The sequence below is a fragment of the Hymenobacter guriensis genome (genome assembly GCF_015773195.1).
Taxonomy (GTDB): Bacteria; Bacteroidota; Bacteroidia; order Cytophagales; family Hymenobacteraceae; genus Hymenobacter; species Hymenobacter guriensis.
This window is the reverse complement of sequence record NZ_JADWYK010000006.1, coordinates 241,497-264,909: the sequence shown is the minus strand read 5'-3', so window position 1 is coordinate 264,909 and position 23,413 is coordinate 241,497. Positions and strand designations below refer to the sequence as shown.

Below are 23,413 nucleotides of genomic sequence, written 5' to 3'. Positions count from 1 at the left end.
CGCCGGCTGCTAACTCGTTGTATGAACACCCTCAACCACTTCGATACCCCCCAGCTCGAACTCCTGCACCGCGGCAAAGTTCGCGACTCGTACCGCGCCCCTTCCGGGGAGCGGCTTATCGTGGTAACCGACCGCCTCTCGGCTTTCGATTCGGTGCTGGAAACGCCCGTGGCCCACAAAGGCGCGGTGCTGAACGGGCTGGCCGCTTTCTGGTTCGACAAAACCCAGCACATCATTCCGAACCACGTGATTTCGCTGCTCGACCCGAACGTGACGCTAGCCAAGGAGGCCGAGCCAATTCGGGTGGAGATGGTGGTGCGCAACTACCTCACGGGCTCGATGCTACGCGGCTACCAGCAGGGCCAACGCACCTTCTCAGGCGTGACGGTACCGGACGGCCTAACCAAACACCAGCAGTTCCCCGAGCCCATCGTGACGCCTACCACCAAGGAGGAGTCGGACCGTGAAATAACGCCGGAGAACTTGGTAGCGGAAGGCTGGGTGTCGGCGGAGCTGTACGAGAGGATGCGGGTGAAGTCCTTGGAGCTGTTCAACTTCGCTTCTAAGTGGATGGCCGAGCGCGGCATCATCCTGGTGGATACCAAGTACGAGTTTGGCTTGCTGGATGGAGAGTTGATTCTGATTGACGAAATTCACACGCCCGACTCATCGCGGTTCTGGAGCGCCGAGGACTACGCCAGAAACCCCGAGACGGCCGAGCAAATGGATAAGGAGTACGTGCGCCAGTGGCTGATTGCCAATAAGCAGGACGGCCAGTACCCCCGCGCCCTCACCCCCGAAGTATCCGCCGAAGCCACCCGCCGCTACCTCGATATTTACGAGCGTATCACGGGTGCCCCGCTACCTACCGGCGACGAAACTGCTGGCAACGACGTGCAGGCCCGCCTCATCGGCAACCTAGTGCGCGCCGGTATCATGAAAGGTGCCTGATAAGACGAATCGAATGGAGAGTGCGAAACACAAACAACTAGTGCAAGACTACATCGATGCGTACAACCGTTTCGATGTAAACGGGATGGTGCGCCATCTGCACGAGGACGTGGTGTTCCGCAATATTTCCGGCGGCGAAGTCAACCTGACAACTCACGACAAGGAAAGCTTCCGCCAGCAGGCCGAGCAGGCCCGGCAGTATTTCTCCCAGCGGGAGCAGCGCATCACGGATTGGCAACTAGCCGACAACCGCGTGGAAGTGGTAATTGACTACACCGCCGTGGCGGCCATTGCATTTCCCAACGGCCTCAAACCGGGCGACACGCTGCAGCTGCAGGGTAGGTCCGTTTTTCAGTTCTCTAACGGGCTGATAGCTTCCATTGACGACATCAGCTAAGCCACACCCGACGTATGCCCGCCACTGCCGCTACCCTACAGATCGAAGTCTCCTTGCCCCAGGCGGCGGAAGCGCAGCCCTTGCTCGACGCCTTGTCGGAGCAGCTGGGGGCGCGCTTCGGCAGCGACGGTCGGGCTTCGTTTACGGAGTGGCAAAGCGGTGACCCACGCTACATCTTTCTGCTGGCCCGGCAGGAAGGAGAAGCCGTAGGGTGCGGAGCCGTGCGGCCCCTAGCCGAGGGTATTGGCGAGGTAAAGCGCATGTTCGCCAGGTATGCCCGTCAGGGCATTGGCGAAGCGGTGCTGCACCGGCTCGAAACCGAGGCCCGCCGCGCCGGCTACACCGAGTTGTGGCTGGAAACCCGGGTAGCTAATACCGAGGCCTGCCGCTTTTACCTCAAGAACGGATACCAGCGCCGCCCTAATTACGGCCAGTATCTTGGCCGCAAAAATTCTGCTTGTTTCGGCAAGCTTCTGCCTTCTTCTGACGCAGCCGAACTACCTACTTATGACTAGTCCTTCAAATAAACCCATTGTACTCCTGGGCGGCGGGGCGCGTGAGCACGCCATGGCCTGGAAGCTGACCCGCGACGGCGCAACTGTGCACGTACTGCCCGGTAACGCTGGCATTCCAAATAGTTACCCCGAAATCAGTGCCACCGACTTTCCCGCCATTCAGCAGTTCTGCGAAGCCAAGGGCGTGAAGCTGATTGCAGTAGGGCCTGAAGCGCCCCTGGCGGCGGGCGTGGTCGATTATTTTACCGGCTCCGACATCCGCGTGTTTGGTCCCTCGCGGGCCGGGGCAGTGCTGGAAAGCTCCAAGGTATGGAGCAAGGACTTCATGCGGCGGCACGGGGTGGCTACGGCAATGTCATGGCAATACCGCAGTGATAAACTGGCCGAAGCCCGCGCCAAAGCTACCGAGTTGGATGGGCAGGTAGTAGTGAAGTACGACGGGCTGGCGGCTGGCAAAGGCGTGTACGTGTGCTCTTCTGTGGAAGAAGCGCAGGCTGCGCTGGACGACTTGCAGCAGCAGCACACCGGCTGGTTCTCATTTCTGTTGGAAGAAAAACTGACCGGCCCGGAAATCAGCATCATCGGCGTGACGGATGGCAACCAGGTGCGGCTGCTGGCCCCGTCGCAAGACCACAAGCAGCTGCTGGCCGGCGACCAGGGCCCCAACACCGGCGGCATGGGCGCCTACTGCCCCGTGCCCTTCTGCGACGACAACGTGCTGGCCGCCATCCGCACCAGCATCGTGGACCCCACGTTGCGCGGCCTGCAAAACGAGCAGTTCAACTTCAAAGGCTTCCTGTACTTCGGCATCATGCTCACCGAGCAGGGCCCCAAACTGCTGGAATACAACGTGCGCCTCGGCGACCCGGAAGCCGAAGTGCTGCTGCCGGCTATGGAAAGCAGTCTGCTCGGACTCATTGAAGCTACCCTGGATGGCAAGCTGCAGCAGACTACGGTCCGCCAGCGCCGCGGCTGCTACGTGGGCGTGGTGCTGGCCTCGGGCGGCTACCCGGCGGCCGACTTTCCCACGGGCTTTCCCATCACCGGCCTCGATGAGCTGCACCCCAGCATTCTGGCCTTCCACGGAGCTACCCGGCATAACGCCGAGGGCGAGCTGGTGACCAGTGGCGGCCGGGTGATGGTACTGGTTGGACACGGGGAAGAGCTGGAAGAGGCTGTAGCTCACGTGTATCGGGAAGCAGAAAGAGTTAAATTTAAGGATGCCTACATCCGTACCGATATCGGCCAGCGGCCGGAACCCATCCTTGCCGGCAACTGGTAATCATAGCATCCGAAAGGCGCGCCTGGCCATTCTGCTGTCGGGACGGGGCTCCAACATGGTGGCCCTGGTACAGGCCGTGCAACACGGCGTGCTGCAGAATCTGGCCGAAGTAGCGGTGGTGTTTAGCAACAAGCCTGAGGCCCCCGGTTTGAAAACGGCCGCCGCCCTGGGCTGCCCCACGGCCAGCCTCGGCAGCCAGGACCGCAAGCGGGCGGAGTTTGATGCCGAAGTGGTAGATGTGCTGCGCCAGTACCAGCCCGACTACGTGGTGCTGGCTGGCTACATGCGCATCCTTTCGCCCACGTTCATTCGGGCGTTTGCGGGCCGTATTCTCAACATTCATCCTGCCGATACGCACCAGCACCAGGGCCTGCATGCCTACGAGTGGGCTTTCGAAAATCAGCTGCCGGAAACCAAAATCACGGTGCATCTGGTTGATGAGGGCCTAGATACCGGCCCCATTCTGGCCCAGCATCCGGTGGACCTGCGCGGGGTCGATACCCTGGCGGAGGTAGAACGACGCGGCCTGGCCGTGGAGCATACCCTGTACGCCGATACGCTGGCTGGCTTGCTGCGCGGGCAATTAAGAATTAGTAATGAAGAATTAAGAATCGGCTCTGCTGATTCTGACGGCTTCCCTCAATTCTTAATTCCTAATTCCTAATTCCTAATTGAAAAGTCATGTGCGGAATAGTAGGTTTTTACGGCCCCGATGACGTCGCCCACGACATCGTATTTGGCTTGACGGCGCTTCAGCACCGCGGTCAGGACGCGGCTGGCATTGCCACCTTCGACGACAACTTTCACCTCTGCAAAGGCAATGGGCTGATTTCGGATGTGTTTAAACCCAAGCAGCTCCGGAAGCTGAAGGGCAACATCGGCATCGGCCACGCCCGCTATACGACCCAGGGCTCCAACGATGCCGAGCTGGCGCAGCCGTTTACCACCAGCTACCCCTTTGGGCTGTCTATGGTGCACAACGGCAACGTCATCAACTTCCGCCAAGCCGCCAAGCGCCTGCACGAGAAGTACCACGTGCTGCCCAAGACCAGCAACGACCTGGAGCTCATCATGTACACCTTCGCCTCGGAGCTGCGCCTGAAAAACCTCGATAACCTTTCCGTTGTCGATATTTTCGACGCGGTAGAGACGACGCAGGAGCTGGTAAAAGGCGCTTACGCCACCATTACCGTCATTGCCGGGCACGGCTTGCTGGCCTTCAACGACCCGCTGGGCATCCGTCCGCTAGTGCTCGGCCGCCGTGACACGGAAGCCGGTCCCGTCTACGCTTTTGCTTCGGAAAGCACCTGCTTTGATTACCTGGGCTTCGAGTTTATCAAGAACGTAGGGCCCGGTCAGGCGGTGTTTATCGACAAGGACTTCCAGGTACACTACAAGAACCCGTACAGCCTGCCAAAGAACTTCTGCGTGTTCGAGCACATCTACTTCGCCCGCGAAGACTCCACCATCCACGGCCGCCTGGTGGCCCGGGAGCGGGTGCGGCTGGGCAAGATGCTGGCCCGCAAGGTCATTGAGTCGGGCATTCAGCCGGATATGGTGATTGACGTGCCGTCATCGGGGTACTTTTCGGCGTCGGGTCTGGCCGAAGCCATTGGGGTGCCCTACCGCCGGGCCATGGTGAAGAACAACCACATGGGCCGCTCCTTTATCGTGAGCAGTCAGGCCGGGCGGGAAGATATTGTGAAGAAAAAGCTGAACCCTATCCGGGAGTTTGTGGAGGGCAAGAAGATTGCCGTAGTCGACGACAGCATCGTGCGCGGCACTACCTCGCGGCGCATTGTGCGGATTCTGCGCGAAGCGGGAGCTGAGGAGGTGTACTTTATTTCCAGCGCACCGCCCATCATTGCGCCCTGCATCTATGGCATCGATATGGCCATGAGCACCGAGCTGATTGCGGCCAACTACACCGAGGAGGAAATCTGCCGCTACATCGAGGCCGATAAGGTTATCTACCAGTCGATTGAGGATTTGCAGGAGCTGTTCTCGGAAGACAAGGGCCACGGCGGCAGCTGTTTCGCGTGCTTCACCGGAAACTACCCCACCGGCGACGTAACCAAGTACCTGCGCCACATCCAAGAGGAGCGCCAAAGCCACCGCCCCGACAAAGACAAAAAGGAGGAGGTTGTACCCACCTCCGTCAGCGCCAAAGCCCCCGCACCCACCGAGCATTAAGGGAGAAGTTAGAAGTCAGCGCATAGAAGCAAGAGTCGTTTGGGCCACGTTGCAGGCCGTCGTACTTAAGCCAACAGTATCTGACTTTCAGCCATTCTAACTTCTAACCTCTAACCTCTAAGTTCTCTACATGAGCAACCTCAAAGCCACCGCCGGCTACTCCATCGAAGAAGGCAACGCAGCCTCCAAAAACGCCTACCACTGGGCCCAGAAAACCTTCTCGACCCGCGCGGGCAAGCCCGGGGAGCCGGCTCAGGACTTAGCTGGCGGCTTCTCCAACGAAATACGGTTTGGGGCGGAGCGGCTGGGCATCGGCTCCGATGGTATCGGGACCAAGATTGAGGTGGCTGAGCGCCTGGACCGCTACGATACCCTGGGCTACGACCTGATTGCCATGGTGGCCGACGACTTGGTGGTAGCCGGCTTCATCCCCACCAACCTATCGAACATCATCGACGTGAACACGCTCAACTACGAGGTGGTGGATGAGCTCATGCGCGGCCTACACGATGCGGCCCAATTCAGCCAGATAGCCGTAACGGGCGGCGAAATTGCCGAGCTGGGTAACCGTATCGGCGGCTACCCCGGTGCCCGTATGAACTTTAACTGGTGTTCCACGGCCGTGGGCGTGCTACACCCCAGCCTGGAGCGCCCTTTGAGTGGAGCCAACGTGCGCGCCGGGCAGGCCGTGGTAGCCCTTCGCTCGCCCTCATTCCGCTCCAATGGCTATTCGCTGGCCCGCCGCGCCCTCACCAAAGCCTTTGGTGAGAAGTGGCACACGGCACCTTACAGCGGAATGAAGAATGAAGAATTAAAAATTGACCGGGCCGAAGCCGACAACCAGCAACTGACAACCGACAGCGCGAAAACCTGGGGCGAAGTGATGCTGGCGCCTTCGCTCATTTTTTCGCCCGGTGTGGCGGCAGTGCTGGATGCCGGCCTGCCTCTGCACGCAGCTGCGCACATTACCGGTGGGGGCATTGCCGATAATTTCAAGCGCGTCCTCAAAAACGGAGTAGGAGCTGAGCTGACCAACCTCTTCGAGCCATTGTCCGCCATGCAGCAGCTGGCTGAGCTGGCCGGCATCACGCCCACCGAAGCCTACCTATATTGGAACATGGGCAATGGGATGCTCCTCGTTACCGACGAAGACCAGGCCGAGGCCGTGGTTGGAACTCTGCGCAGCCACGGGTACCAGGCGCAAGTAGCTGGCCGCATCACCCAGGAAACGGATGTGGTACTACAGGTAGGCGCCGGCGAGTTGCGCTACGAGGCCTAAAGAAAGCAACAACTGCGAAAATGCTACCCTAAACAGCGCGGTATCAGCTAATACCAACCGAACAACCTGAGCCCGCCTCAATTTTCTGCTGAGCAGAGAATGGGCGGGCTTTTTCACGTCCATACCTAGCAGATTCCGGTGTTGAATGCAAAAACAATAGTTTGACGGAAAAGGGGTTGATTTTAAAGGGGCTATTCTGGTATATGATGTTTATTTGATAGAATTGATATAAAATTTAAATGGGTGTTTGCTTTTTAATATGGTGTTTATCTATATTGTGCCTATAATATGAGAGGTAGGGTGCTCAGGCGTCGGCCGAATAACTCCTCTACTCTCGAAACTATTCGCTCTGAATACCTCCCCCAGGCTACACCCACCTTGGTTTGCGGAGAGAGGCCACCCATTGTTTTGGCCCATACTGGTACTGCAGGACCAGTCAGCATTTTTTTGAACAGCGTACGCTTGCCGTTGGTAAGGACGGGCCCGGGATGCGCCGGCACTCGTTCGTCTGCCGCCACGGAAGGTGAGAGTCAATGATTCAGCCGCTCCAGGCACTGCTTGGGGCTTGCGCTGCACTGCCGTGTGTCCCACTCTTAATCTCCGAAAGTATGTTGCTTTTTACTGCTGCATTGGCTATGTGTGCCCCCTTGGGCGGCACTCCGGCCGATTCTACTGCGCCGGCTGCGTCCCCTTACAAGCTTTCGGGCTATGCCGATGTGTACTACCGGTATAACTTCCAGAACCCCCGGGAGGCCCCGTATAACAACCTCACCAGCTTCACTAACAGCCACAACTCCTTTGAGCTGGGCATGATTTCGCTGAAAGGCGAGCATACCATTGGCAAAGTGGGGTTGGTGGCTGATCTGGGCTTCGGGCGCCGCGCCGAGGAGTTTTCCTACGCCGACGACAACACGCGCTTTATCATCAAGCAGCTGTACGTCACGTACGCGCCCACCGCCAAGCTCAAGCTCACGGCCGGTAGCTGGGCTACGCACGTCGGGTACGAGTCGGTAGATCCGTACCTGAACCGGAATTACAGCATGAGCTACATGTTCTCCTATGGTCCGTTTTTCCATACGGGCCTGAAGGCTGACTACCAGCTGACGCCCAAAACCACGCTGATGGCCGGGGTAGCCAACCCTACCGACCTGAAGAGCGCCAGCGCCATGCCTAAGGTGCTGATTGCGCAGGTAGGTACCAGTTCGGCCGATGACAAGATCAAAGCCTATTTTAACTACCAGGGCGGCCGCCAGCTTGATTCGCTACGCCTGCAGCAGGGCGACCTAGTGCTGACCTACGCGTTTTCGCCCCAGTTCAGCTTCTCCTACAATGGCACGGTGCAGTACCGGAGTGAGCGGACGGAAACCGGCTGGCAGAAAGGCACCACGTGGTGGGGCTCGGCCGGCTACGTCAACTTCGATCCGGCCACTTGGCTGGGGCTCACGCTGCGGGGCGAGTATTTCTCCGACCGTAAGAACGTGCTGGGCTTCGACAGCAACATCTTCGAAGGAACCCTCTCGGCCAACCTGCGCAAAGACAACCTCACCATCATCCCGGAGCTGCGCATCGACAGCAGCCAGCAGGGAGAAGGCCTGTTCGTGAACAAGGCCGGTACCCTGCACCGCTCCACGGTAAGCGGGCTGCTGGCGGCTGTGTATAAGTTTTAGGTGGCCGGCTGCCCCGGCAGCTCCGGTCTTCGTCGCGCTTTTTCCATCGTTCCAAACCCAATCAACTTTCTCTTTATGGAAACTACCCTCTCTACCAAGCCCAGGTTAAACTACGGCACGCTGCTGCTGATAGTGCTGTTCGTGCTAAGTGCGGTGGCTGCCTTCGTGCCCATGCCGCACCCATCTGCTACGTCGACCGATGTGCTGAACACCGCCGACATAGCCTGGATGCTCACCGCCTCGGCCTTCGTGCTGCTCATGACGCCGGGCCTGTCGTTTTTCTACGGCGGGATGGTGCGGCCCAAAAACCTGATTTCCACCATGCTGCAGAGCTTTGTAGCCCTGGGCGTGATTTCGCTGGTGTGGTACTTCGTGGGCTTCTCGCTGGCCTACGGTGACTCCTGGAATGGGCTGATCGGTAACCCGCTCACGTTTGCCATGTTGCGCAACGTGGGCACGGCCCCACACCCTACTTTGTCGCCGGCTATTCCGTTTGTGCTGTTCTTTGCGTTTCAGCTGAAGTTCGCCATCATCACCCCGGCCCTCATTACCGGCTCGTTCGCTGAGCGGGTGCGGTTCAAGGGCTACCTGGCGTTCATCATCCTTTTCTGCCTGTTCATCTACTGCCCGCTGGCCCACTGGACCTGGCACCCTGAGGGCTTCCTGCGCAAGTGGGGCGTGCTCGACTTTGCCGGCGGCACCGTAGTGCACATTTCGGCCGGTATTGCCGCGTTGGCCGGCGCTATGGTGCTGGGCCCGCGCCGGGCGCACCGCGAAACGGCTTTTTCTACTCCCAATGTGCCCTTCGTGCTCCTGGGCACGGGCCTGCTGTGGTTTGGCTGGTTTGGCTTCAATGCCGGCTCGGCCCTGGGGGCCAATGAAATGGCGGCGCTGTCGTTCGTAAATACCAACCTGGCCTCGGCCGCTGCGCTGGTGGTCTGGATGCTACTGGAAGTAGCCCGGGGTGGCAAGCCCACGGCTATGGGCGCCTGCATTGGAGCGGTAGTTGGGCTGGTAGCCATTACGCCGGCCGCCGGCTACGTCGACTACGGGCAAAGCATTCTGATTGGTGTGGTGGGCTCGGCCGTGAGCTTTATGGGTGTGAACTGGAAAAACCGCACCACCCTCGACGACACGCTCGACGTGTTTCCCTGCCACGGGCTGGGGGGTATTGTAGGCATGCTGCTGACGGGCGTTTTTGCCGCTAAAGTAGGTTTGGTGAATGGCACGGCTACCGTATTCGGCTATCACCTACTGGGACTGACCATCGTTATTGTTTACACCTTCGCCGTATCGTGGGCATTGCTGAAGCTTACGGATAAGCTGTTTGGCCTACGCGTGAAAGTGGGCGACGAAGAGCTGGGCCTCGACCTGAGCCAGCACGAGGAGTCCATCTACCACGTTGACGAGGAGTTCGAGAAAACCTACCGCAAGGAATTGGTATCGTAGACTTGCGGCGGCGTGGTCGGCTGGTTGTTGGCCGCGCCGCTAGCGGGTTACCAGGTCCGGACCTTCAGTGTGCATGGTCTGGTGCAGGCTTTCGAGCAGCTGCTGGAGGCGGGCGTGGATTTCGGTTAGCTTACGGGTTCGGTACTTGCTGGGCCGCGTGTACACTAGGCTTTCCAGGCGCTGGGTAACGGTGCCAGGACTATGCTTGCCGGCCCGGGCGAAACCGGGCTGAGTGTACGTGAGGTCCGTGAGGTGATACGTGTAGGCCCCATCTTCGACGCGTATCGTCAGCTGCCCGGTGTAGTTTTCCAGGCCGTGGCGACTGTCTACGCGCATTTTCATGGTTCCGGCTTCGGGGTTGCAGCGCCGAAGCGTGGCCTGATACGGTGCGGAGCCGGGCCAGCTCTGGGCCCGCGCCAGCAGCTGAGCAGCCGTAGCCGCATTCGGTACGGTGCCTGTGTACAATACCTGGTGGGTGCGCGCATCCAGCGGGAGCGGCGAAAACTGGAAGGGTGCTTCCTGGGCCACTGCCCAGCTGCTGGCCAGCAGGCCAAGCACCAGAACAAGGTATTTCATGGGTGGGTAGTAAGCAGATGGGCGGGACGAAAACCAAAGAAAGGGTATACGCACCAAACATCCGTTAGGTAATGCCTGCACCCGTTTTCGTGCAGCAATTGTTGCCAGCTACCCTACAGATAAGCAAGCACCTATCTGTGCATGGCCCCACCTCAGCCCCTGCGAGCCAGACGGACACCACTCACTCACCTTTATTTCCTGCTTACAACAAGCCCCGGCCTGCAAAGGTCGGGGCTTGTTGCGTTGATGCCGGGGCATTTTGGTGCCTCTAGGCGGCCAATGGCTCGATGTCGAACCCGGCCTGGGCTACGGCTTTCATTACCTGCTCGGGAATAACATTCTCACCTTCCACCGTCAGGACCTTGGCGGGGTTGCTGGTGTCCACGCTCCATTTCTTCACCGTGGGCTCGGCGTCGAGAAAGGGAGTAACGGCCCGCAGGCAGTTGGCGCAGTTGATGCTGGTTTTAAACTGAAGAGTAGGCATGGCTGATAGAGCTGAAAACGTGAAAGGTATCAAATGAAGTTTTCTGGCGCTCCAAGGTAACTGGAGGCCAAAGCAGGGATACGAAAATAACGGCGAGGGACTAAGAAGCAGGTATAGATTTACGCCGATAATATGTAACCTTTAGTCCTGACTAGGCACTCGAACCCGCGAATGAAACAGATTCTTCTTTTTGCCATCTTATCAATAACTATACTGTCTGTTCAAGGACAAAAACAAAAATCCCCAACTCTCGACATTAAAGCCTTCAACGAAAAATTTGAACAGGTACGCTGGCTTTGCGAGTATGACCGGGTAGCATGGGTCACTTCCGATAGTGTAATGAAGGAAGACAAAACGGAAATGGCGCGGTTAGGAAGCGAGTGGTTCTGTTTTCAGGCACAAGACAGCTTATGGCATGCTGTATATGGTAAATATGCAGCAGGTCGATTTGACCAAGTGTTTCATTACATAGTAGGGCATGATGGATTGGTAAAGCGCGTGAAAAGCCAAGTGGATACGGCATTGGTAAACACTCACTCGCGGGGCCTTATTGTAGCTAATCAGGCATTACAGCCAATTAAGGCCAACACCAGCATCCGATTCAATCAGTTTATAAAGCGAAATCCAGATAACACTCTGTCAGTCTGGATGCTACCGGCTTTTCAGACAAATGGAGTGGCTGTTTACGGCGGGGAATTTTATTATCAAATTTCTCCGGAAGGAACCCGGATCTTGACCAAGCAGGAATACTATCAAGGGCAGTTTCGGGGATTTAAGACCGATACACCTCGTGATATAAGCTTAGGCTATGAGGATGTCGAGCAACCTACTTGGGGTAGTATTTTCTTCGTTTGGTATTATAAGAGCTATTTCACCAAGATTTTCATTGAAAATAAGGCCATACGGAGCACTGCCTTCCGGAATGAAAATAAGAGCTACAGTTGGTTCCACGTAGAACTTCCACCGACTAAAAAGTCCAAAGGCAGGTAAAAGAAGCTAGCACCGCACAACACTAGAACCTTAGTGGCTTAAGTTGTACGATGCTAGTTCTGGAGCCGCTGGGCACAGGGCTTTATTCCAACTCAAGCGCGGGCCGCAAAGGGTGGCTCACACTTCCTCCGCTGACTACGCTTCCTGCGCCCTTAGCCCTGCGTCCGGCCGCTCTGGCTCACCAGCTGCTCCAGCTGCGCGTTGAAGCCAGCGGCGGCTACCAGTTCCTCCAGGGGCAGGTGCAGGCGGTATTTCCAGAAGTGCTGGGGGTTGGCCGGCACGTTAATCTGCTCTTCCTGTGGGTTCTGGCGGCGCAGCTGCCCGTCAATGGCCAGGAGGTCCTGAATGGGGAAGATGGCCCACATAGCCGGGGAGTAGAGGTGCTGTACCAGGATTTCGCGGGCTACCCACGGCTCACAGAACAGCGGCGCCTGCTCACCCCAGTGGCCCAGCGTCTGCTCGAAGAAGCGCTGGGTTTTGGTCCGGTCTTCCTCCCACCAGCCGCGCACCGTGCTCATGTCGTGGGAGCCGGGGCTCACCACCGACAGGTACGGGGCCGCACCGGGGTGGCCGAACTCGGTTTTGGGGTCAGCGGGCATGCGCTGGATGTTTAGGCCCAGGATGCCCAGCGCCTTCATCACCCCCGGCACCGACTCCGGTACCATACCCAGGTCTTCGCCGCAGATCAGCATATCGGTGGCGTAGCGTACGGCCGGCAGTTTCACCAGGCCCTGGCGGCGCCAGAACTCCTCGTGGCGGCGGTAGAAGAAATCAAGGTACAGGTCCCAGAGGCGCGCGCGGGTTTCGTCGTCGAGCTCCCGGAAGGAGTAGGTGTGCTGCAGCGTGATGCGCGGGTGCAGGTACTGACCGTAGGTGCCGTGCTCTTCCAGGAACAGCACTTCATTTACGAGGCGGTAAAGCCCGTCGCGCAGATGGCGCAGATGGTCGGCCTGGTCCGGCTGAGCCTGGAGCTTCTGCTCGAACACGGCCTCGATCTGGCGCTGGGTGCGCACGTGGTCCTGGAAGCGGAATGACTCGTAGCCCGACTCCTCCAGAAACTCCTGGCGCACGGCGTCGGCCTCATCGCCGAAGATGTCGCGCAGCATGTGCCAGCGGATATACGGCTCACACAGGCGCGGGTAGTCAAACCAGCCCAGACGGGTAGCTACCTCGTCGCGGTGCAGGGGCAGGGCCGGGGCAAAGCGGCCGAGCAAGCCTTCCACCGAGTCGCCCTGGATTTCCCAAATGCGGAAAAAGCCCAGAATGTGGTCGATGCGCAGGGCGTCGAAGTAGCGGGAAAGGTGGGTGAGGCGCTGGCGCCACCAGGCGTAGCCATCCTCGGCCATACGCTGCCAGTTGTAGGTCGGGAAGCGCCAGTTCTGGCCCGTCACCGAGAAGTCGTCGGGTGGGGCGCCGGCTTGGCGGTCCATGTGGTAAAGCTCAGGCTGGGTCCAGGCATCCACAGAATGGCGGTAGATGCCAATGGGCAGGTCGCCCTTGAGCACCACGCCGTGGTAGCGGGCATACTCCACGGCCGTGCGCAGCTGCTTGTCGAGGTGAAACTGCGTGAACAGGTGCAGGCCGTACTCGTCGAACTCCGGGGCGTCGAAGTTGATGATCTGCTCGTAGCCGGGCGGCGTGCGGAACTCCTCGGGCCACTGCTCGAAGTCGGCCGTGCCGAACCGGTCCCGCCAAGCCGAGAAGGCGGCGTAGGGTACCAGCCAGCTTTGCTGCTCAGCCAGAAACTCCCGGAACTCCGCATCGGCCAGGAAAGCGGCTTTTTCCTGCTGATAGAGCAGGCGGGCGTAGTGCCACTTGGCGTTCATCACGGCCTCGTAGTCCACAAAGTCGCGCTGGTTTAGCTCGTCGCGGAGGCGGTGCAACTCCTGCTGCTGCTCGGCATGCGCCAGCGGGGCAATGGCCTCAAGCGACAAGTACATGGGGTGCAGGGCAAACACCGAAATAGCCGCATAGGGGTAGCTGTCGACCCAGGTGTGCGTGGCGGTGGTGTCGTTGATGGGCAGGATCTGCACCATCTTCAGCCCGGTCTGTTTGGCCCAGTCCACCAGCAGCTGAATATCGGTGAACTCGCCTACGCCCAGGCCAGCGCGGGTGCGCAGGGCAAACACCGGCAAGGCCACGCCCGCCCCGCGCCAGGGCCCGGTGGGGTAGCGGAACTGTTCGTCGTGGCGCACGCGCAGCGTGTGCTTCTCGGTAGCCGGGCTCAGCACGCGGTTTTCCCCGCTTTCCAGCTGCACCACTTTCTTCTCGGCCGGGTCCCAGATGCCATACTTATAGTAGACGGGCCGGCCGGCATCCTCCAGGGCCACGTCGGCACTCCAGGTGGGGTAAGCCTGGTCCGAGAGCAGCACGGCTTTGTGGGCTTCCCAGTTGCCCAGCACCCCATCGGAGCCCAGGATGCAGAGCTGGTGGTTGGTATCCACGCGGGGCGCCGGCAGCTGAAAGCGCACCACGGAGTCGGCCAGGCGGGCGGTGGGGCGCGGGGCGGTGCCCGTACCAGGGCGGCGCATGAGGGCGCGGGTGAAGGCGGCCGTGAACAGCTCATTTTCGGGCTGGGCGGGAGCGCGCCAGTAGTCTTCCAGCACCACACGGGCAAACTGGCTTTCGGCTACGTGCTCCCGGCGGTTGGGGCCCCATTCCCAGTGCGTGCCGCCGTCGCGCTCATCCAGCAGCAGATACTTGTATTCCACGGTCAGCTCGCCGTCGGGCACGGTTAGTTCGCGGGTCCAGAGGCCGGTGTCGGGCTGGTAGAGCAGGGGCAGGGCGTGGTCGGCCTGCCAGTTGCCCAGCTCGGGCAGGTTGCCGCACACCACGAAGCGCTGGCCCCAGTCGGTGCGAAAAGGTAAGGTAAACTGAAGCTGCATAAGGGGAAGCGGCTGAAACCGGAAAAGAGGCCGAAAGATAACAGGCGAAGAAAGGCCGATGGCAACCCCGGCCGGAGAAAACCCCACATCATACGGGAAAAATGCCGGCCGTAGCCCGACGACTTTTCGCAGACCTCACATAAACGGGTGACTCCTATTGCAATGCCTTAAACGGCGCCGGTACTTTAGGGCATTGTTCCCGCTTTCACCGTTTCGCTCCGCTATGAAATCCGTTGTCCTGGCCCTGGCGGCCGCTGCCTGCCTGTCCTCTTCCCGCGCCCTGGCCCAGCGCCCTTTGTCCGTCGATTCGCTGATGAATGCTGCCCAGAAGCAGTACCAGGAAAAGCAGTACCCGGCCAGCGCCGCCACCTACGACCTGGCCACCCGCCAAAAAGCCGCCACGCGCCGCCAGCGGGCCTCGGCCCTCTACAACGAAGCCTGCTGCTACGGCCTGCAGGGCGACGCCGCCAGGGCCTACCAGTACCTGAACCAGTCCATCAAAGCCGGCTTCGACGACGCCAACAACCTGCGCAACGACACCGACCTGGCCTTGCTGCGCACCCGGCCCGACTGGGAAAAGCTCATCCGCCGTACCGCCGCCAACCGCCGCATCATCAGCCGGCCCGAGGACGTAAAGCTGGTTACTACCGACATCAGCCACTTCTGGCAGGCCTACGACCGCGCCCAGCGCGACACCGCCCACGCCGCTCAGATTTACCAGAAATACTACTTCGACAAGGCCTCGGTGGGGCTGCAGGACTACTACAGCTCCCGCATCTACAACGTGCCGCGCTTTGTGCGGAGCATCCGGCGCAAGCCGCAGTTCTACGCCTCCATCCGGCCCACCACCCTGGCCCTGGAGGGCCTGAAGCCCCGGGTGCTGACGTATTTCCAGCGCCTGAAGGAGCTGTACCCGGCCGCCACGTTTTCCGACGTGTACTTCCTGATCGGGGGCTACAACTCGGGCGGCACGGTTAGCCCCTCGGGCCTGCTGCTGGGCACCGACCAGTCGGCCGGCGGGCCGGGAGTGAAAACGGCCGAGCTGACAATGGTGCAGCGCAACCGCCTTGATTCGGTGGAAGAGCTGCCCATTGTGGTGGTACACGAAATGATTCATAACATCCAGCTGAACTCCGACGGGACGCTGCTGCACGGGGCCATCAACGAAGGCATGGCCGATTTCCTGGCCGGGCTGGTGAGTGACACGAAAGGCGCCAACCGCCGCCTGTTCGTGTACGGCGACGCCCACGAAAAGCAGCTCTGGCAGGAGTTTGAAAAGGAAATGAACGGCAAGAAATGGGACCATTGGATTGCCAACTCCCACGAGGAAACCGCCGAGCGGCCCTGCGACCTGGGCTACTACATCGGCTACAAAATCTGCGAGGCCTACTACCAGCAGGCCGCCGACAAGAAGCAAGCCGTAGCCGACATGCTCAACCTGAAAGACGCCACCGCCTTCCTGGCCCGGAGCGGCTACGCCCAGAAAGTGCTGAGCCGGAACTAAGCGCCTGTTTTACGCCCATCAGGGCACTCTGCGGAAGCCCGAAGACGTAGGCGGAAATAGGTAGTCAGCAGCCTGCCGGAACCTTGGCATGAAGGTTCCGGCAGGCTGCTGTGGTTACAGGAAGTAAAGTGCCGGGCTTATTTCTGTCCTATTCATCCCGGAGTCCGGGAAGTACCTACCTGCCACAAAGCCCAGAAGCAGTCAGGAAGCAGTCAAGAGGAAGTCGAGAAGCAGTCAGGAAGCAGGATCTGGCTATAGTGCAAACGGGTAGGAAAGGGGGGTAGCAGGTGGCTGCCCGATTGAGGTGGAGCCCTGCTTGGCCGGCTTGCCCTGGCCCTTGCTACCTTTAGCTGATGAATCGATTTGACCGCGTTACGGCTATCCTCATCCAGCTGCAGGCCCGGCGCAAAGTAAGCGGGGGCGCGTTGGCTGAGCAGTTTGGGGTGAGCTTGCGCACCATCTACCGCGACCTGCGCACCCTGGAAGAAGCGGGCGTACCGCTGCTTGGGGAGCCCGGCATTGGCTACTCCCTGGCCGAGGGCTACCGCCTGCCGCCCGTCATGTTTACCCGCGAAGAAGCTACCGCTCTGCTCACGGCCGAGAAGCTGGCCGCCCACCTTACCGATGCGCCCACGGCCCAGCTAAGCTCGGCGGCCATGGACAAGGTGCGCGCCGTGCTGCGCCGCCCCGACCGTGACCACCTCGACCAGCTCACTCCGCACATTCAGGTACTCGGCCCCCGCCACCCGGCCGGCCACCCGCCGGCTTACCAGCAGCTGGTGGCAGCTATTGCCATGCGCCGCGTGGTACACCTACGCTACCAGGCGGCCGAAAACCAGGCCCCAACCACCCGCGACATCGAGCCCATCAGCCTGTGGCTAAGCCGGCAGTGGCACGTGGTGGCGTATTGCCGGTTGCGCCAGACCATCCGCAACTTTCGCCTGGACCGCATCCTGGGCCTGGAGGTGAAGACGGAGGTGTTTGCAGCGCGCCCCGACCTTTTGCAGCAGCACTGGGCCGCCGAAGCCAGCCGACGGCCGCGCGAACGGGTGGTGCTGCGGTTCCAGCCAGCGGCTCTGTTGCCGGCCCTGGTACAGCACCTGCACGACACCAAGCACCAGTACGGCTGGGCCCACGAGCAGCGCCTGCCCGATGGCCAACTGGAAATGACCTTATTTATTGGGGAGCTGCCGTACCTGGCTGCCTGGCTGCTGCCCTACGCCGGGGGCCTGACCATTGTGGAGCCCGCGGCCTTGGCGGCTCCATTACGCGCGCTGGCCCAGCAGGCCCACGACTTCTTTTGCCGCCCCAAATAATTTTTCGCGGGCCAAAACATGCTGACATAGGGCTGTCAGTGGGGGGCTGAACCTTTGTATTGTCGAGTGAGGGACACTTGATGCCACAAAGCCCAAACAATGGAAAAGCACACCGTAGACCCCTGGAAATGGGGACAGTACACCAACTCCGTCCAAGCCGTTGAAATCAAAGAGCCGGCTGGTACCCTCTACTGCTCCGGGCAGGTAGCCCTGGATGCTGAGGGCCAGCCCAGCACCGCCGACATGCGTAGCCAGCTGCAGCAAACCTTCCAGAACCTGGAGCAGCTCATCGGGGAAGCCGGGTACGAGTGCGCGGGCATCGTGCGCTTGAATGTGTACACCACCTCCGTGGCCGAGTTCTTTGCCACGTGCACCGACATCTACCAGGCCTGGCTAACCAAGCACGGCATCCGGCAAGCCACCACGCTGCTGGAGGTGAAAGGCCTGTATGCCTCCTTAACTGTGGAGCTAGAAGCCACTGTGGTGAAATAGGGGCAGGGCTAATAGGCCTCCTGACGCCTGTCTGCCCGATAAAGCCCATTCGTTCTTTACTAAGGTAAGGGGCGGATGGGCTTTAACAGGTATAGCAATGGATAAGGTACGGCTGGATATAAGCAGCCTTATCTGAAAAAATGGGCGGGAACGGAAAAGGACCTTCGGCCGAGTAGTTTAAGCCCAACCCTAACCCCGAAGGCCAAAATTCCGTTGGGAAGGCCGAAACCCTTCCAACTTTCCGCGTTATCAACTCTTTGTCTACTCCCGTTCGTCGCGCGCTGTACGTTGTGCTCGGGCTACTGGCCTTTGTGCTGCTGCTCGTTGTTGGGGTTATTGTGGCCCTACAGTTCCCATCAGTCCAGGACTTCGCCGCCCGCAAAGCTGCTGGCTACCTCCAGGATAAAATCGGCACGGAGGTGCGCATTGCCAAGTTTCGCACCGATTGGCGCCACGGTCTGGCCCTGGACGGCGTGTACCTCGAAGACCAGAAAGGTGATACGCTGCTTTCAGTAGGCAAACTGGCCGTGGGCATCGACCTGTGGGCACTGACCAAGTCGCAGATCAACGTGAGCAACGTGGAGCTGGTGGATGGCACCGTGCACATCAGCCGCACCGAGCCCGACTCGGTGTATAACTTCGACTACATTCTGGCCGCCTTTGCCACCGGCGACACCACCACGACCACGGCCGCTGACTCCACGGGCGGCTTTAAGTACGACATCGGCGACGCTCATCTGCAGAATATTTACCTGACCTACAACGACCAGGTAGACGGCATGAACGTGCGCACCCGCGTAGGCGATCTGGCCGTGGCTATGGAGGAGGTGGACGTAGACCGTAGTATCTACCAGGTGGAGTCGGCGGCGTTGAAGAACACCAGCCTCGACATCAGCCAAACCAAAGTGCCGCCGGACACGCCCGCCGAGCCGCTCACGCTCACCTTCGGGCTGGGCAAGGCTACCCTCGACAACGTGGCCCTGAATTACCGGAACGACCCCTCGCGCCAGTATATCAAAACGCGCATCGGGCAGGGCGAAGTCACGGCCGATAACATCGACCTGATCCGCCAGCGCATCGACCTCAACTCGCTCACGCTGCGCAACTCCGAGGTCAGCTACGCCCAGAACGAGAACGTGCCGGTGGCGCAGCGCGTCATCAACCCCGCCGAAACGGTGCAGAAGCTGGACTCGGCCGTGACGCAGACCACCGGGGCGCCCACTTCTTGGCGGGTGAGCTTGAAAGAGTCCGACATCAGTGGGCTGCGGTTTGCCTTCGACAACGTGGACGAAAAGCGGCAGCGCACCCGGCTGGCGGCCATGGACTATAACCACCTGCTGTTTGACTCCCTGGCTTTGCGCACCCGCAACCTGGTGTACACCGAAAACCGCACCACCGGCCGCATCGACCTGCTGCGCGGGCGGGAGCAGAGCGGCTTTCGGGTGGACAAGGCCCAGGCCGACGTGGTGTACGACTCGGTGCAGATCCGCCTCGACGACCTTGACCTGATTACCCCGCACACCCGCATCCGGCGTACCCTGGCCATCGGGTTCGACTCGCTGGGCATGCTATCAGATATGAAGCAGCTGGGCAAGATGCGGATGGAAGCCGACCTGCGCAATACGCGCCTGGGCTTCCGCGACATCCTGTACCTAGCCCCCGACCTCATCACCGAAAAGCCTTTTACCAGCGGCGCCAACCAATCGGTGCTGCTGAGCGGGCGGGTGAATGGGCGTCTGAACAACTTTACGCTTAATGACCTGGAAATAGTGGGCCTGCGCAACACCATTGTGCGCGGGTCGGGCCGCATTCAGGGCTTACCGAACACCGACGGTCGCCTGTACACCGACCTGAATATCCGGCAGCTGACTACCTCCAAGCGTGACCTGAATGATATTCTGCCTGCGGGCCTCATCCCGGAAGATGTTATCAACCTGCCTGACCGCGCTACGCTGAGCGGAACCGTGCGCGGGCGGCCCACTGCTAACGACCTCGCCCTGAACCTGAAGGCTAATACGTCCTACGGCGGGGCTACCATAGCCGCCACCATGAAGCCGGGACCGGTGGGCCGGGAGCCATTCAACGCCAAGTTCAACCTGCAGAACTTCCAGTTGGGCAAGCTGCTGCGCCAGCCCGATATCGGCCCGATTACCGGCAGCGGCACATATGCCGGCAAAGGCTTCGACCCTAACACTATGCAGGGTCAGCTCACGGCCAAGCTCACCAAGGCCCGCTACGGCAACTACACCTATAGTAATATCGACGCGAAAGTGGGCATCCGGGGGCAGGTATACGACATTGATGCCCGCAGCTCTGGCGACGCCAACGCGGCCTTTGCCATCAAGGGAACCGTGGATTTGCGCAACCCCAACGCCCCGCAATATGCTTTCAGCGGCAACGTGCAGAGCCTGAACCTCACGGCCCTGGGCTTTTACTCGGGCGGCTCCCTGCGGGTGCAGGGTAACCTCGACGCCAACCTGCGCGGCTCCGACCTGAACACGCTGAACGGCACCGTAAAAGGCACCGGCGTGGCCATCAACCTCAACAACCAGCTGATTCCGCTGGACACGCTCAACGCCCGCTTCCTGCAGCAAACCGGCCGCACCGAAGTAGATTTCGCGTCAAGCATCCTGCAAGCCACTATCCGGGGCAACACCCGCCTGGGCGACATGATAACCGAGCTGCAGGGCCACATCGACCGGTACTTCGATCTGCCCGGCATCCAATACCGCCCCAGCACGGTGGCGCGGCAGTTTACCTTCGACGTGACGGTGCCGCAGTCGGGCACGAAGCTGCTGCCCAAGCTGCTGCCCGGCCTCACGCGCATCACGCCCTTCCAGGCCACCGGCGCCTACGACAGCCGCGCGGCCTCGCTCACGGTGCGCTCTGACGTGGCCCGCATGCGTTACCAGGGCATCACCTTCGACTCCCTGAAGCTGCGCGTGGGCTCCGACTCGCAGAAGCTAGATTACTCCGTGGTACTCGACCAAGTGCGGCAGGACACCACACTGCGCATTCCGAACCCTTCGATAGTGGGCAGCATTGCCAACAACCAGATCGGCACGCGGGTGCGCATTGCTGAGTCGGACTCGGTGGAGCGGCTGAATTTGCCAGGCGTATTGCAGGTGCTCAATGGCGGCAGCGCTTATCAGTTCAGCTTCGGGCAGCAGATTATGGTGGATAGCAAGGAGTGGTCGGCTCTGCCCAACAACTTCGTGCGCTATACCACTGCCACGGGTAACATCGAAGCCCAGAACGTGCGTCTCTCCCGCAACGGGCAGACCGAGCGGTTTCTGGCTCTGCAAACCCTGGCCGGCCCGCGCAACCCGCTGCAGGTGCAGATCGGCAACTTCGACCTCTACGCCCTGGGTCGGGCGGCTGGCCTGCAGGACTCCCTGGTGGGTGGTACGCTGAACGGGGAAGCGGTAGTGTACAACTTGGGCCGCGCAGGCCAGACCTTCACGGCTGATATGGGCCTGACGGACTTCGCCTACAACAAGTACATCCTGGGCAACGTGGCGCTGCAGGCCGTGAACCAGACCGCCAACCGCTACGACATCGTGGCCTCGCTCACGGGCGGCCCCGACCAGAACGACATCCTGGCCACCGGCTACTACCTGGGCTCGGGCGAAATATCCCTGGACGTGGACCTCAACCAGCTGCAGCTGAAAACCATTGAGCCGTTCTCGGCCGGGCAGCTGCGCGAAATGACGGGCGCCCTCAGCGGGCCGCTTACCATCCGGGGGACTACTACCAACCCGCAGCTGCGCGGCAACGTGCACTTCCGCGACGCGGGCTTCACGCTGTCCCAGCTGGGGGCACCTTTCCGGCTCTCGGAAGATGAGTTGGTGCTGGATGAGCGGGGCCTACACTTCGACAACTTCGCCATTATCGACTCCCTGGGCAAACAAGCTATTGTGGACGGCTACATCGTACCGGCCCGTAGCCTGGCCGCGGTGGGGCAGTACCGCCTCGACCTGCGGGCCACGACCAATAACTTCCTGGCCGTGCAAAGCACCCGCCGCGACAACCCGCTCTACTACGGCAAGCTGTTTGTGGACTCTGATACGCGGGTGACTGGCTTCCTGTACCGCCCCCAAGTGCGCACCCGCGCCACCGTGGCCGATGGCTCCGACCTGACCGTGGTAGTGCCCTCCGACGACCCCGTAGTAGTGGAGCGTGAAGGCATCGTCATCTTCGTGGACAAGGACGCGCCCAAGGTCGACTCGGCTCTGGTGCGCGAAGTAGCTGACATCGACTCCTCTCTGGTGGCAACAGGCTACGACGTGCAGGCTAATATCACCGTGACGGACCGCACACCATTCACCGTGGTGATTGATGAAGCCTCGGGCGACAACTTGCGGGTGCGGGCCGAGGGCCAGCTGGATGCTAAGCTCGATGAGCGCGGCGCGCAGACATTGGTAGGCCGCCTGAACGTGACGGAGGGCCAGTACAAAATGTCGCTCTACGACTTGGCCGAGCGCAAATTCGTCATTGGCCAGGGCAGCTACCTCGTATGGACCGGCGACCCGTACAACGCGCAGGTGAACGTATCGGCCATTTACAAAGTGCAGGCCGTGGCCGCCGACCTCATTGCCAACCAGCTGGATGGCGACGCTACCCTGAGCAACCTGTCCCGCAACCGCCTGCCCTTCGAGGTGTACCTGAACGTGACTGACCAGCTACTCAAACCCACCATTGGCTTTGATATCCGGCTGCCCGAAACGGCTACCGGGCCGGTGGCCGAGCCGGTGCGGGCCAAGTTGGAGCAGCTGCGCCAGCCCAGCCAGACCAACGAACTGAACAAGCAGGTGTTTGCCTTGATGGTGCTGGGCCGTTTCCTGGCCGATAACCCGTTGCAAAGCACTGCCGGCCCCGGCACCTTCGTGGGCAACCAGCTGCGCGGCTCGGCCAGTCAGGTGCTCACCGATCAGCTCAACAACCTCACCGGGCAATACCTGGCGGGCGTAGGGCTGGAGCTGGGTGTGAATTCCTACACGGCCGTAGAAGGCAGCGGGGAACAAACCAACCGCACCGACCTGAACGTGGCGGTACGCCGCCAGCTGTTCAACGAGCGGGTGACGGTGCGCCTGGGTACTGATGTACCGCTGGGGGGCAGCTCCGGCAACCAGCTTTCCCAGGGCAGTGCCTCCACCAGCCAGTTTGCCGGCAACGTGAGCGTGGAGTACAACATCCTGGCCGATGGACGCCTACGCCTGCGGGCCTTCCGCGACAACGCCTACCAGGACATTGATGGGCCGTTTGCCCGCACCGGGGCGGCCCTCATCTTCCAGCGTGACTACAACAGCCTGCAGGACCTGTTCTCGAAACCGCCAGCGGAAGTGAAAGAGGCCGTGCGCACCGACCGCCGGGCCCGCCGCGACGAGCGGAAGGCCGAGGCTGACACGCTCAAGAACAACGCCCTGAACTAAG

17 protein-coding genes are annotated in these 23,413 nt (G+C 60.5%); 14 read left to right on the top strand and 3 right to left on the bottom strand.

Going from position 1 to position 23,413, the window contains the following annotated elements; all coding sequences use genetic code 11:
- Nucleotides 1-21: 21 nt before the first annotated feature.
- The 9 genes from I5L79_RS12215 (at nucleotide 22) to I5L79_RS12175 (ending at nucleotide 9,733) form a co-directional block, all read left to right on the top strand.
- Nucleotides 22-951, top strand: coding sequence for a phosphoribosylaminoimidazolesuccinocarboxamide synthase (locus tag I5L79_RS12215; protein WP_196955335.1), 930 nt, complete (start codon nucleotides 22-24; stop codon nucleotides 949-951).
- A gap of 40 nt (nucleotides 952-991) precedes the next feature.
- On the top strand, nucleotides 992-1,348 hold the full coding sequence (locus tag I5L79_RS12210; protein ID WP_196955334.1) for a nuclear transport factor 2 family protein: 357 nt from the start codon (nucleotides 992-994) through the stop codon (nucleotides 1,346-1,348).
- Between the two features lie 14 nt (nucleotides 1,349-1,362).
- Nucleotides 1,363-1,863, top strand: coding sequence for a GNAT family N-acetyltransferase (locus tag I5L79_RS12205; protein WP_196955333.1), 501 nt, complete (start codon nucleotides 1,363-1,365; stop codon nucleotides 1,861-1,863).
- The gene (purD, locus tag I5L79_RS12200; protein WP_196955332.1) at nucleotides 1,856-3,145 is read left to right on the top strand and encodes a phosphoribosylamine--glycine ligase; all 1,290 of its coding nucleotides are present in this window, start codon (nucleotides 1,856-1,858) and stop codon (nucleotides 3,143-3,145) included. The genes I5L79_RS12205 and purD overlap by 8 nt, the downstream gene beginning before the upstream one ends.
- Complete coding sequence (purN, locus tag I5L79_RS12195; RefSeq protein WP_231403063.1) at nucleotides 3,129-3,809, top strand: phosphoribosylglycinamide formyltransferase; 681 nt, start codon at nucleotides 3,129-3,131, stop codon at nucleotides 3,807-3,809. Before purD ends, purN begins: the two co-directional genes overlap by 17 nt.
- A gap of 17 nt (nucleotides 3,810-3,826) precedes the next feature.
- A complete protein-coding gene (gene purF, locus I5L79_RS12190; protein WP_196955330.1) occupies nucleotides 3,827-5,338 on the top strand; it encodes an amidophosphoribosyltransferase in 1,512 nt (503 codons plus the stop codon).
- Between the two features lie 130 nt (nucleotides 5,339-5,468).
- On the top strand, nucleotides 5,469-6,617 hold the full coding sequence (locus I5L79_RS12185; RefSeq protein ID WP_196955329.1) for an AIR synthase-related protein: 1,149 nt from the start codon (nucleotides 5,469-5,471) through the stop codon (nucleotides 6,615-6,617).
- A gap of 608 nt (nucleotides 6,618-7,225) precedes the next feature.
- Nucleotides 7,226-8,284: a porin gene (locus I5L79_RS12180; protein ID WP_196955328.1), complete on the top strand. Its 1,059-nt coding sequence runs from the start codon at nucleotides 7,226-7,228 to the stop codon at nucleotides 8,282-8,284.
- A gap of 75 nt (nucleotides 8,285-8,359) precedes the next feature.
- Entirely contained in the window at nucleotides 8,360-9,733 is a 1,374-nt protein-coding gene (locus I5L79_RS12175) for an ammonium transporter (protein WP_196955327.1), read from the top strand.
- A 39-nt stretch (nucleotides 9,734-9,772) separates the two neighbouring features.
- Here I5L79_RS12175 and I5L79_RS12170 read toward each other — a convergent pair whose 3' ends face one another.
- Both I5L79_RS12170 and I5L79_RS12165 read right to left on the bottom strand, forming a co-directional pair.
- Nucleotides 9,773-10,309: a hypothetical protein gene (locus tag I5L79_RS12170; RefSeq protein WP_196955326.1), complete on the bottom strand. Its 537-nt coding sequence runs from the start codon at nucleotides 10,307-10,309 to the stop codon at nucleotides 9,773-9,775.
- 268 nt (nucleotides 10,310-10,577) lie between these two features.
- Nucleotides 10,578-10,793, bottom strand: a complete 216-nt coding sequence (locus I5L79_RS12165) for a heavy-metal-associated domain-containing protein (RefSeq protein ID WP_196955325.1) — start codon at nucleotides 10,791-10,793, stop codon at nucleotides 10,578-10,580.
- Nucleotides 10,794-10,964: 171 nt separating this feature from the next.
- Between I5L79_RS12165 and I5L79_RS12160 the strand changes: the two genes are divergently transcribed.
- Nucleotides 10,965-11,783 (top strand): hypothetical protein, encoded by an 819-nt coding sequence (locus I5L79_RS12160; protein WP_196955324.1) that lies wholly within the window; start codon nucleotides 10,965-10,967, stop codon nucleotides 11,781-11,783.
- A 152-nt stretch (nucleotides 11,784-11,935) separates the two neighbouring features.
- On the opposite strand, the gene I5L79_RS12155 is transcribed toward I5L79_RS12160, so the two are convergent.
- Nucleotides 11,936-14,668, bottom strand: a complete 2,733-nt coding sequence (locus I5L79_RS12155; protein ID WP_196955323.1) for a 4-alpha-glucanotransferase — start codon at nucleotides 14,666-14,668, stop codon at nucleotides 11,936-11,938.
- A 223-nt stretch (nucleotides 14,669-14,891) separates the two neighbouring features.
- Between I5L79_RS12155 and I5L79_RS12150 the strand changes: the two genes are divergently transcribed.
- From I5L79_RS12150 to I5L79_RS12135, 4 genes are all read left to right on the top strand, one after another.
- Nucleotides 14,892-16,172: a gliding motility protein GldB-related protein gene (locus tag I5L79_RS12150; RefSeq protein ID WP_196955322.1), complete on the top strand. Its 1,281-nt coding sequence runs from the start codon at nucleotides 14,892-14,894 to the stop codon at nucleotides 16,170-16,172.
- Nucleotides 16,173-16,525: 353 nt separating this feature from the next.
- On the top strand, nucleotides 16,526-17,488 hold the full coding sequence (locus I5L79_RS12145; RefSeq protein ID WP_196955321.1) for a helix-turn-helix transcriptional regulator: 963 nt from the start codon (nucleotides 16,526-16,528) through the stop codon (nucleotides 17,486-17,488).
- Between the two features lie 99 nt (nucleotides 17,489-17,587).
- The gene (locus tag I5L79_RS12140; protein ID WP_196955320.1) at nucleotides 17,588-17,980 is read left to right on the top strand and encodes a RidA family protein; all 393 of its coding nucleotides are present in this window, start codon (nucleotides 17,588-17,590) and stop codon (nucleotides 17,978-17,980) included.
- Between the two features lie 257 nt (nucleotides 17,981-18,237).
- Nucleotides 18,238-23,412, top strand: coding sequence for a translocation/assembly module TamB domain-containing protein (locus tag I5L79_RS12135; RefSeq protein ID WP_196955319.1), 5,175 nt, complete (start codon nucleotides 18,238-18,240; stop codon nucleotides 23,410-23,412).
- Nucleotide 23,413: the final 1 nt, after the last annotated feature.

Coding starts and splice junctions, on each gene's coding strand:
- I5L79_RS12215 (WP_196955335.1), top strand. CDS start 22: ATGAACACCCTCAACCACTTCGATACCCCCCAGCTCGAACTCCTGCAC.
- I5L79_RS12205 (WP_196955333.1), top strand. CDS start 1,363: ATGCCCGCCACTGCCGCTACCCTACAGATCGAAGTCTCCTTGCCCCAG.
- purD (WP_196955332.1), top strand. CDS start 1,856: ATGACTAGTCCTTCAAATAAACCCATTGTACTCCTGGGCGGCGGGGCG.
- purF (WP_196955330.1), top strand. CDS start 3,827: ATGTGCGGAATAGTAGGTTTTTACGGCCCCGATGACGTCGCCCACGAC.
- I5L79_RS12185 (WP_196955329.1), top strand. CDS start 5,469: ATGAGCAACCTCAAAGCCACCGCCGGCTACTCCATCGAAGAAGGCAAC.
- I5L79_RS12180 (WP_196955328.1), top strand. CDS start 7,226: ATGTTGCTTTTTACTGCTGCATTGGCTATGTGTGCCCCCTTGGGCGGC.
- I5L79_RS12175 (WP_196955327.1), top strand. CDS start 8,360: ATGGAAACTACCCTCTCTACCAAGCCCAGGTTAAACTACGGCACGCTG.
- I5L79_RS12170 (WP_196955326.1), bottom strand. CDS start 10,309: ATGAAATACCTTGTTCTGGTGCTTGGCCTGCTGGCCAGCAGCTGGGCA.
- I5L79_RS12165 (WP_196955325.1), bottom strand. CDS start 10,793: ATGCCTACTCTTCAGTTTAAAACCAGCATCAACTGCGCCAACTGCCTG.
- I5L79_RS12160 (WP_196955324.1), top strand. CDS start 10,965: ATGAAACAGATTCTTCTTTTTGCCATCTTATCAATAACTATACTGTCT.
- I5L79_RS12155 (WP_196955323.1), bottom strand. CDS start 14,668: ATGCAGCTTCAGTTTACCTTACCTTTTCGCACCGACTGGGGCCAGCGC.
- I5L79_RS12150 (WP_196955322.1), top strand. CDS start 14,892: ATGAAATCCGTTGTCCTGGCCCTGGCGGCCGCTGCCTGCCTGTCCTCT.
- I5L79_RS12145 (WP_196955321.1), top strand. CDS start 16,526: ATGAATCGATTTGACCGCGTTACGGCTATCCTCATCCAGCTGCAGGCC.
- I5L79_RS12140 (WP_196955320.1), top strand. CDS start 17,588: ATGGAAAAGCACACCGTAGACCCCTGGAAATGGGGACAGTACACCAAC.